Genomic DNA, 9,830 nt, shown 5'->3' on the forward strand with positions numbered 1-9,830 from the left:
TTTTTTATTTTAGGAGGAATGAAAATGCCAAATATAAAATGGTTCAAACATGTTTTATTTGGCGCAATCATCACAGTACTCATCTTCGTGACTGCGAGTCACGTTTATGCTGATACGACTGAGAACAGTTCAACCACAATAACTGCAAGTCCCTCGCTGACGCAGGGAGGGACACTAAATTTTGATTTGGCCAGACACCCATTAACGCTAGATGAAATGAAGCTCCTCATTGATGCGCTACAAACATCAGAATTTAGCAATTTGTCCTTAAGACTCGGGGACTCCGAACGCCTAATGTATCAGTCAACCTATCTGCAAAATACAAATTCGGATGCTTTTTCAATAGTAGATTTACGAGAATTGGTTTTGTATGCAGCTCAACGCCAAATTTCAATCATTCCAGACTTGGATTTACCATCGCATGCTGGTGCCATTCTGAACGCCTTGAAATTAAGTCACCCAGACTTCTATCAGCAATTATATATGGATGATAACACACTTGATTATACCAATCCATTATCAATTGAATTGGCTAAAACACTTGCTGCTGAACTATACCCCATTTTTGAAGGACAACAAACACAAGCCTTCGTGATTGGTGCAGACGAAGTTCCAGGAAGTGACAGCTTATATGAAAACTACCTCACAACTTTTATAAATCAGGTCAGCACTGACAGTATAGCACATGGTTATACGCCCATTATCTGGAATGACTCAATCTTAAAAAGTGAAGTTCCTAAGCTTAACACTTCAATCCTTATCTATTATTGGTCACAAGCAGGACACACGCAAGGAGAAGAACTGCTTAACCGTGGGGCTACTAGAGCAAGTGTCAGTGATTTCTTAAATGCTGGCTTTCAAGTCCTTAACGCTAATGATTACAGCAATACCTATCATTTGTCAAATATTGGTGATATAAATTCTGAAAATTATTTTTTGAATTACTTAAAAAACATCTCAAATTCAAGTTTATTCCAAGAGGTGATTGATGGAGAAAGTCAATGGTGGACAACTGAAAATACTCAAAATACTGGTAGCTTAATCTCATTTTGGGGTGAGAATTCGAGTGCCATTTCTATCTCAGCCATCACAAGTCTCATCGAACGAATTGTTTTACCATAACCAAAGTTAAAACGGAAGTAAGCATATCAAATTATCAAACAGTCCATAGCATCAATCGGCTGTTTTTTTGCTTTATTTTCCAAATAATCCCAGAGAAGAATGATTTCATATTAATCTATAACTGTTCGCAAAATACTATTTTTCTGAAGAAATACAAAGAAATGAGAAGCCACTCTCCCAAAATGACCCTATTAGCTTATTTTTTAATCCTTATCCATAATCCCGAAAAAAAACTTTCTCATACTTGAATAAGAAAGTTTTTTTATTATTTTATTTGGCTACAAAATTGATAACCGCTTGGAAAAGGATCGCGCCAAGTCCACCACCAATGATTGGGCCAACGATAGGGATCCATGCGTATGACCAATCTGAATCTCCCTTACCTTCAATTGGTAAGATGGCATGCATGATACGTGGTCCTAGGTCACGAGCTGGATTTAAGGCATATCCTGTTGTTGCACCTAATGAGAGCCCAATGGCTGTAATGATCGCACCGACAAGCATGGGCGATACACCGCTGGTTTGAGTAATGTCATATTGACCAAAGGCCAAGATAGCAATAACCAGCATGGCAGTTCCAACGATTTCACTAAACACATTAGAAAAATTGTTTCGAATGGCTGGTCCTGTTGCAAATGTTCCCAAAATATCAGCAGGTTCTTCTGTTTCTTTGTAATGTGGTAAATACATCAAATAAAGAACAATACTTGCAACCATTGCACCAAGCATTTGTGCAATGATATAAGGGACAACCATACCCCATGAAAAGCTTCCAATCAAAGCCATGGCAATTGTTACCGCTGGATTTAAGTGTGCTGGGGACATAAAGCCTGACACATAAACCCCCATCATAATGGCAAAGCCCCAACCCAGTGTAATTGCAATCCAACCAGCTCCAGTAGCTTTGGTTTTCTTCAAAACGACACCACTTACGCCCCCATTACCTAGCAAGATTAAGACAAAAGTCCCGATGAACTCTCCTAATAACTGTACCATCTCCGAATGCATAAATTACCTCTTTCTTTACTTCATATTTAATTCGCTTTTAAGTCTGCCAAATCATTTTCAGCCAGTACTTTTTTATAAGTTTCAATATTTGCAGCTTTTTCGTCTGCTGTCCACTCCAAAACATCAGCCATAACAGCTATTACAGCGTCTTGAATACTGTCTAAACTTTCTCTTTGGAAAAGGATATGATTGGTTCTGCGAAGCAAGTAATCCGCTGGTACAAGCACCATTTCGTCTTCCAAGCCATAACGCAAACATGCTGATTCCGCAAGACTAAGCCCATCATAAGCATTCATTTCTTTAGCATAAGCAAAGATTTTGAGCGCATTCATGCCGTAAAAGTCAGCGATATATCTTGCTTCAGTTTCAGAAAGGCCTGCTGCCAAACCAGCTTTCATGTTTTCAGCCACAGTTTCAGTGACTTGAGTTGGATCAAATTCACCACCAGAAATCTGATAATGTTTTGAGTCAATCGTCTTGAAGCTTAAGCCATAATTTTCTTTCAAAAGTTGAGCAATCAAAGTCATGGCACCTGCTGCCATTTTACGATAATCTGTGATTTTACCACCGGCAAGTGTGATTAAGCCATCTTCTTCTTGCTCCAGAGAACTGCCTCGAGAAACAGAAGATGGGGCGTCGCCTTTTTCAGCCAAGCTTGATTCCAAATGATTCAAGACAGCTTCCACTTCAATTTTTGTCGCCTCTTTCTTTTGGAATTGAGTCACAATGTTGATGACATCTTTGAAGCTTTCCTCTGAAATGGCACCATTATCGCCTCCGTTATAGTCACTTCCTGAGTTATCGGCAAGAAGCGGACGGATACCTGCCCATGAAGACTCGATATCATTGATGGTCAGATGAGCTTCAGGGTAACGATAATTGATGACCTCAAGCAAGTAATCAACATCTTCCTGAGTGACTGTAGGGTGTTGTAAATCGCCCGTATAATCCGTGTCAGTTGTTCCAAAATAGGTTTTATTTTCACGCGGAATGGCAAAGACCATGCGTTTGTCCTTTTTGCCCGTATCAAAGTAAGTGGGTTGTGGCACTGGCAGCTTACTTGCATCGACGACCAAGTGAACCCCTTTAGTCGGACGCATTTTTGGAAGCACTGCACGCGTAAAGTTGAGGGTTCTGATTTTATCAACCCATGGGCCACTCGTGTTAACCACAAGTTTGGCCTTCACTTCAAAAGTCGTACCCGAAAGAAGGTCCCTTGCCTTAACACCTACGATTTTTCTATCTTCATACAAAAAGTCTGTTACTTTTACTTTACTTAAAGCAATCGCACCATCTTCAGACGCCTTTTTGATGTTGTCAATGACAAGTCGAGCGTCATTATTTCTGAAATCAAGATAAACCCCAGCCCCTTGCAAACCTTCTTTCTTAAGCAATGGTTCACGACGCAGGACTTCTTCTGGTGAAATTGTATAATTTGCAAATGGTGTATTTTCAACTCCTGCCAAGCGGTCATACAAGTCCATCGCGACCTTGACAGAAAACATATCAAAAGTTGTTGGGCCTTCATCGTTGTAAATTGGCAGTAACATCGGATCTGGTTTTGGAATGTGTGGTGCAATTCCTTGAACGACCGCACGTTCCGTTACAGTATCAGAGACAACTTCAACATCAAAGTTTTTCAGATAACGAATGCCACCATGAACCAATTTCGTTGACCGAGAGGAGGTTCCTTCTGCAAAATCTTGCATTTCAAGCAAGGCAGTTGACATACCCGATGCTGCCGCTTGAACAGCAAGACCAGCACCTGTTATTCCACCACCGATAATCAAGACATCTAATTGCTTGTCTTTAAGATTTTTGATTGCTTCTTGTCTTGTTTTCTTTGAAAAAGTCATTTCATCTCTCCTTATTTAAAAATACGAGTGGCTTCAACCGCTTTTTTCCAACCTGAATAAAGTTTTTCGCGTCGCTCTTCTTCCATTTTCACTTGGAAAATCTTTCCTGCTTCATAGTTTTCTTTGATTTCATCGGTATCTTTCCAGTAACCAACAGCCAAGCCAGCAAGGAAAGCTGCACCAAGCGCTGTTGTTTCAAGATCACTGGCACGTTGAAGTGGAATATCCAAAATATCCGCTTGGAATTGCATCAAATATTCATTGTTGGCTGCACCGCCATCCACTTTTAGCACAGGAATTTCAATGCCTGTATCTTGTTCCATGGTATTGACAACATCACGAACCTGATAAGCAATACCTTGTAGGGTCGCTTTAATAATATCTTCTTTGGTTGTGCCACGTGTTAAACCAAACATAGCACCGCGCGCTTCCTGATCCCAATAAGGAGCGCCAAGTCCAACGAATGCTGGAACTACGTAAACTTCATCTTTGTTTTTCGAATTCAATGCGGCTGCTTCAGAATCACTTGAATTTTTCAACATTTTGAGGCCATCGCGTAACCATTGAATTGATGAACCAGCTACGAAAATACTTCCTTCAAGGGCATAATAAACTTTTCCATTGATGCCATAACCAATTGTTGTGAGCAAATTATTTTTTGAAAGTTGAGGTTTTTCGCCTGTATTCATGACAATGAATGAGCCTGTCCCGTATGTATTTTTAATCATGCCAGGTTCAAAGGCCATTTGACCGAACAGTGCGGCTTGTTGGTCACCTGCCATGCCAGAAATTGGAACTTCTGAACCGAAGAAATGGAAACCTTTCGTTGTGCCATAAACTTCTGAATTTGACACCACTTTTGGCAACAATGCTTGAGGGATATTCAGAAGTTCTAAGATTTCAGTGTCCCATTTCAAGTCATGAATGTTGTAAAGCATGGTACGACTGGCATTTGAGTAGTCTGTCGCATGAACTTCACCATCCGTTAATTTCCATAAGAGCCATGTGTCAATGGTTCCAAAGAGCAGTTCACCTTTTTCTGCACGTTCTTGTGCACCCTCGACATGGTCTAAAATCCAACGGATTTTAGTTGCGGAGAAATAAGAGTCAACAACCAAGCCTGTTTTGTCATGAATGAGTTCTTCATAACCTTTCGCTTTCAAATCGTTAGCAATATGTGAAGATTGTCTTGATTGCCAGACAATCGCATGATAAATTGGACGCCCAGTTGCTTTTTCCCAGATAATCGTTGTTTCACGTTGGTTAGTAATCCCAATCCCCGCGATTTGGTCAGGTTTTACACTAGACTCAATAAAGGCACCTGCGATAACAGATTGAACAGAATTCCAAATTTCGTTGGCATCGTGTTCCACCCAACCTTCTTCTGGAAAATATTGGGTAAATTCTTTTTGAGAACTTCCAATTTGGGTTCCTTTTTTGTCATAGATGATGGCACGAGAACTTGTCGTTCCTTGGTCAATTGACATAATGTAAGATTTTTCTTGCATCGATTTTCTCCTTTTTGTAATCGTTTACTTTATGGCTTTTATTATAACATGTCATTCAAATTAAATACTTTCAAAAATATTAAAATTTCTAAAAAAATGAAAACGTTTTATTTTAATATAAAAAAGCAGACCTAAATGTTGCTTTTTTGTCTTTTTAATGTGTCAATTTTATCCTTTATCTTGACAACATCGTGTGCTGGTGTAGCTTCTGAGAGATAAGTGATTTTTTCTCTGATGTCATCACGGTTGGAACTAATCAATAAATCATAAAAAGTTCCTTCTTTTGCGGGAATAAGACTGATGGATTCAATGCTTCTGAGCTGATTGAGAAGCATTTGCTCTAAGGCAATTTGATAAGTAGGTGTGCTACTAAAATCATATTGAATGATGAGCGTTGGCGCAGAATAATTTTCCAGTAAGATGAGGCTATTTCCATAGCCAAACTTGAGGTCTAAAATCGAACTTATGGATTGATGCGGGTGTTTAAACAGTTTCGTTGCCTCAAAAGTCAGTTCTTCTAAAAACTGAACGAGATTTGCTTTTAGCATTTTTTCTTGTGCTGATAAAATGATCTTTTGATCCACGAAAGTCAGACTACCAGTAAAGAAATAATAGCGGTTATTTACCTGAGCTAACTGATATTCAAGTGCTTTTTCATCTGCAATGCCTAGGCGTCAGATGTGATAATGGGCAAGCATTTTTTCTCTAATAGTCACATTAAGCATGACAGCAGGGATTTGTTTACTCCGAAAAATATTAAAGCGGTAATCATCTTCCTGATTCAAAATAAAGAATGAAACACAAAAGCTATAAAAAAGCATGGTTTCGCAATGATTGATGTCTGAATTTTGATAGATTTCTTGATAAAAAAGGGAATCTAAGAGTTGATAGAGATGATCATTCTGATAAATCTGCTTTTGCGCTAATAAAAATTCCTTTTTAATGGCAGTGAATTTATTTCTCTGTTCGGCAATCCCCATCCAGCATGAAATCTGATCTTTATTCACTTCTGAAAAACTTAAACGCAAACTTTCTTCCGCATGCAATATAAATTTGGTTTTTTCTTCTGTTCGTAGCAGATAAGCAGGTCGTTTTCCTTTTTGCACGCCATTGAAAAGCAGAAAATAAAAGTAGCGAATCTGTTCTTCATTTCCAATCAGTTTATTATTTTTGATCTGGAGATTGAATTCTTTGAGGTCATGATTCAACTCTTTGATTTTTCGAAAAAGTGTCGATTCACTGACAAGGAGTTTCTCGGATAAATCAATCATGTTCAGCTCTTGATTTTCAAGAAGTAGCCTCATGAAGCGATATTTTGTTGCATCAAGGAGTAAAAATTCGACAATTTCATTAAAAGACAGACGCTTATCTAGTTCTAAAACAACGTCATTTTCTAAGCGACTGATAGAAATGGACTTTCCCATTTGACTTCCTAAATCCTCAAGGCTCTGCAAGTATGTATCTAGAGAAGGACGTGAAATATTGCAGTCGAGCGCTAATTTTTGAATTGAGGTACGTCCATTAGTTTGTATGAGCCGTCTCAACAATTCGACTTGCATTTGTTCTCTTTTATCGAGTAGATTTTCAAATTTCACACCAAACTCCTTTGACTAATATTAAATTTATTTTAAATATTTTATAATAATAATTTAATTTTATGATTTAATAATATCTTATTATGGATAGATTATCAAACATATAAATTCAGTTGGACAGAAATATATGAAATGAACTCCTATCTATCAGGGAGACTAGCCTTTAGAAATCACAACAAAAAAAGCAAGTAAAATCTGTTAGAAATCACTTACTTTCCGTTTTAATGAGCTGAGGTTGCTTTTTTATTATTAAAGATAATTCTACTAAATAAATAATTAAGAATTAGCGCGGTGCCATGTGAAATGACTTTACTGACCATGGCGTCATTTTTTAATAAGCTGATAAAGAACCATAAAAGTGCAAGTTCCACAAGGAGCGTACAAAGTCTTGAGGAAGCATAATATAAGAATTCGCGTAAGTTAAGGTGGGTCGTTGATTTAAAGACCAGCACTTTATTGACAAAAAAGGAAATAAATAAAATGATAATCCAATCAATAATTTCTGCGGCTTGATAAGCCATCCCTAACTTATTATTCAAGAGGTAAAAAATGATGAGATTTGCGGCTACAGTCAAGGCTCCCCATAAGAGATACAGAACAATTTGTTTTCCTTCTCGACTTGTTTTTGATGAATCTTGTCTCATTGAAGCACTCCATTTCTAATAATTCTGATTTTATCAGAATTATCTAACTGAGTCAAAAATTAAAGATAATTGATATTTTTTTCTTAGCCGTTTGTCCGATTCTGGAGGCCTTTTCTTTCAGGAGACTTCCATGTTCCAGAACCCAATCCTAAGATTGTTTTTACTGCTGGGACAAATGTTGTTACGATTGTTAGGGCATTGACCATCCAAAAAAGCAACATATAAAGCGGTGCAAAGAGCATGTATTTGAATTTTCGTGCCTGGTCATCAATGATAAGTGAGGCTAAAAGTTGAAGAGTACCAGCTACCATTTCAAAACATACAAAAATAAAGGCCATCGTAATCATGTGATAGACACGTTCAAAATTTCCTTGGAAAGCAAAAGTGAACAAGGTAATCAGATAAATAATTGAGCTAATCCAGAAAAAGAATGACCATACGATACTAAAAGTTTGGTCGATAAACATGACCGTTCTTCCAATGTGTTCAAAAGGACGGAAAAAGACTTTTTTAAAGTTGGTTAACCAAACTTCTGTTCCACCTTTTGCCCATCTTTTACGTTGATTATATAGGCTACTTAAAGTTTCTGGAACTTCCATATAAAACATGATATCAGCAGCAAAAATAGATAGCCAACCATTCGTTTGATGATCCCAAGCAATACTGATGTCTTCAGTCGCTCTATCTTGACGGAAAAGTCCAACGTCGATTAGGGCATCTTTCCGATACATTGTATTAGCACCGCTATAGGCATAGAGGCTCCCAAGAACACCGAGTTGCGTCCGTTTGATGATCCCTACAATACTGGAAAATTCAACGGTTTGAGATTTTCCCAAAAGTGTTGTTCGATTTTGGACATCCATATTGGCAGTAATGGCAGCAATATTTCGACTTTCTGGACGTGTCATCAGGTTAATATAGCGTTTCAGAGCATCGGGTTCAGGAACTGTATCTGCATCATTACTCAAAATCAATTTTCCGTTTGCAAAGGCAATACCGAGGTTAAAGGCATGGGCCTTTCCTTTATTTTTTTCAACTCTAATGACCCGTAATTTATCATAATTTTCTTGAAGAGCTTTTAAAATTTCTGGACTACTGTCAGTCGATCCGTCATCCATGACCAAAACTTCATAATTGCTGTAGTTAAGCTTGGTCATCAAGTAGTCAATCGTGTCTTTAATGACAACTTCTTCATTATGGACAGGAACCATGATGGTAATGAGGGGTTCAATTTCAGAAGGAATTTCAAACCATTCCTTTTGTTTGTATTTGAATATTTTATTGTAGCAGAAGGCTCCAATAAACCATGAAAAGCACCGATGATTGGATAGGTGATAAGAATTAAGAATAATACAGTTAGGGTAATATCCAATACTGGAAATCCAGTGTTAACAAGGTTTATCAATTTATTCTTCTCCTATTCTGTATAATTCTTGGACAAAATGCGTGTCAAAATTTTGTTCTTCTTTGATGGTATAACTCTTTACTGACTTTCTGAATTCCGCACTTCCAAAGCGCTTCGTGTACTCATTTTCCAAAATTCTTTTTCTGATTTCAACTTGATCTTCATTGAATTTAATCTGAGTTGATAGTTTATTTTTATAATTATCATTGTTTTTGAGGGTTAAGGAAATGTATAAAATTAAAATCGCAACAAAAATGATCCCTAAAAAAAGAGCCAAAAATTGAAAAGTTGGAAGTTCTTCTTTATAATATAAAAAATTTATCGGATAATCAGGATGTGAAGAAAGAAAAGGCACCATCAACCAAAGGAAAGGCAAGATAACACCAAACCACCCCAAAATTGCAATTAGAGTTTGATAGAATTTCAAACCGAAATGCTTTTTTTCAAAATAGGGATCACTAACAAATTTTTCATCTACTTTTTTGCTTATATTTGTAACTTTAGACATTTAATCTCCTTAAATTTATTTAACGTTTAATTTTATCACTAAAAAATATAAAAATACTACCCGAATTGCTAGTTGATTTTAATGCAAAATAAAACCAGCCATGCTATTCTATTCTTAACCAACTAAGTTTAGAAAGGGCATGACTGATATGAACGATTATAGCACACTTCCCAAAGTTTTTGTT

At 37.3% G+C, this 9,830-nt stretch carries 8 protein-coding genes and 1 pseudogene; 1 reads left to right on the forward strand and 8 read right to left on the reverse strand.

Going from position 1 to position 9,830, the window contains the following annotated elements; translation table 11 throughout:
• Positions 1–24 precede the first annotated feature (24 nt).
• Positions 25–1,122 (forward strand): family 20 glycosylhydrolase, encoded by a 1,098-nt coding sequence (locus GHI45_RS07455; RefSeq protein ID WP_187230096.1) that lies wholly within the window; start codon positions 25–27, stop codon positions 1,120–1,122.
• A gap of 270 nt (positions 1,123–1,392) precedes the next feature.
• Here the strand turns inward: GHI45_RS07455 and GHI45_RS07460 are convergent, their stop codons facing one another.
• The 8 genes and pseudogenes from GHI45_RS07460 to GHI45_RS07495 form a co-directional block, all read right to left on the reverse strand.
• Entirely contained in the window at positions 1,393–2,130 is a 738-nt protein-coding gene (locus GHI45_RS07460; protein ID WP_147780122.1) for an MIP/aquaporin family protein, read from the reverse strand.
• Between the two features lie 26 nt (positions 2,131–2,156).
• Entirely contained in the window at positions 2,157–3,986 is a 1,830-nt protein-coding gene (gene glpO / locus GHI45_RS07465; protein WP_147780121.1) for a type 1 glycerol-3-phosphate oxidase, read from the reverse strand.
• Between the two features lie 11 nt (positions 3,987–3,997).
• Complete coding sequence (gene glpK, locus GHI45_RS07470; RefSeq protein ID WP_147780120.1) at positions 3,998–5,494, reverse strand: glycerol kinase GlpK; 1,497 nt, start codon at positions 5,492–5,494, stop codon at positions 3,998–4,000.
• A 131-nt stretch (positions 5,495–5,625) separates the two neighbouring features.
• Positions 5,626–6,078: a hypothetical protein gene (locus GHI45_RS07475; RefSeq protein ID WP_147780119.1), complete on the reverse strand. Its 453-nt coding sequence runs from the start codon at positions 6,076–6,078 to the stop codon at positions 5,626–5,628.
• A gap of 90 nt (positions 6,079–6,168) precedes the next feature.
• Positions 6,169–7,089: a helix-turn-helix domain-containing protein gene (locus GHI45_RS07480; RefSeq protein WP_147780118.1), complete on the reverse strand. Its 921-nt coding sequence runs from the start codon at positions 7,087–7,089 to the stop codon at positions 6,169–6,171.
• A gap of 221 nt (positions 7,090–7,310) precedes the next feature.
• Positions 7,311–7,733, reverse strand: coding sequence for a GtrA family protein (locus GHI45_RS07485; RefSeq protein WP_147780117.1), 423 nt, complete (start codon positions 7,731–7,733; stop codon positions 7,311–7,313).
• An 83-nt stretch (positions 7,734–7,816) separates the two neighbouring features.
• Positions 7,817–9,138, reverse strand: a pseudogene (locus tag GHI45_RS07490) (glycosyltransferase).
• 1 nt (position 9,139) lies between these two features.
• Positions 9,140–9,646 (reverse strand): cell division protein, encoded by a 507-nt coding sequence (locus GHI45_RS07495; RefSeq protein ID WP_147780116.1) that lies wholly within the window; start codon positions 9,644–9,646, stop codon positions 9,140–9,142.
• Between the last annotated feature and the right edge of the window lie 184 nt (positions 9,647–9,830).

The organism is Lactococcus sp. dk101 (genome assembly GCF_009601055.1).
In the GTDB taxonomy this organism is placed as follows: domain Bacteria; phylum Bacillota; class Bacilli; order Lactobacillales; family Streptococcaceae; genus Lactococcus.

Coding starts and splice junctions, on each gene's coding strand:
- GHI45_RS07455 (WP_187230096.1), top strand. CDS start 25: ATGCCAAATATAAAATGGTTCAAACATGTTTTATTTGGCGCAATCATC.
- GHI45_RS07460 (WP_147780122.1), bottom strand. CDS start 2,130: ATGCATTCGGAGATGGTACAGTTATTAGGAGAGTTCATCGGGACTTTT.
- glpO (WP_147780121.1), bottom strand. CDS start 3,986: ATGACTTTTTCAAAGAAAACAAGACAAGAAGCAATCAAAAATCTTAAA.
- glpK (WP_147780120.1), bottom strand. CDS start 5,494: ATGCAAGAAAAATCTTACATTATGTCAATTGACCAAGGAACGACAAGT.
- GHI45_RS07485 (WP_147780117.1), bottom strand. CDS start 7,733: ATGAGACAAGATTCATCAAAAACAAGTCGAGAAGGAAAACAAATTGTT.
- GHI45_RS07495 (WP_147780116.1), bottom strand. CDS start 9,646: ATGTCTAAAGTTACAAATATAAGCAAAAAAGTAGATGAAAAATTTGTT.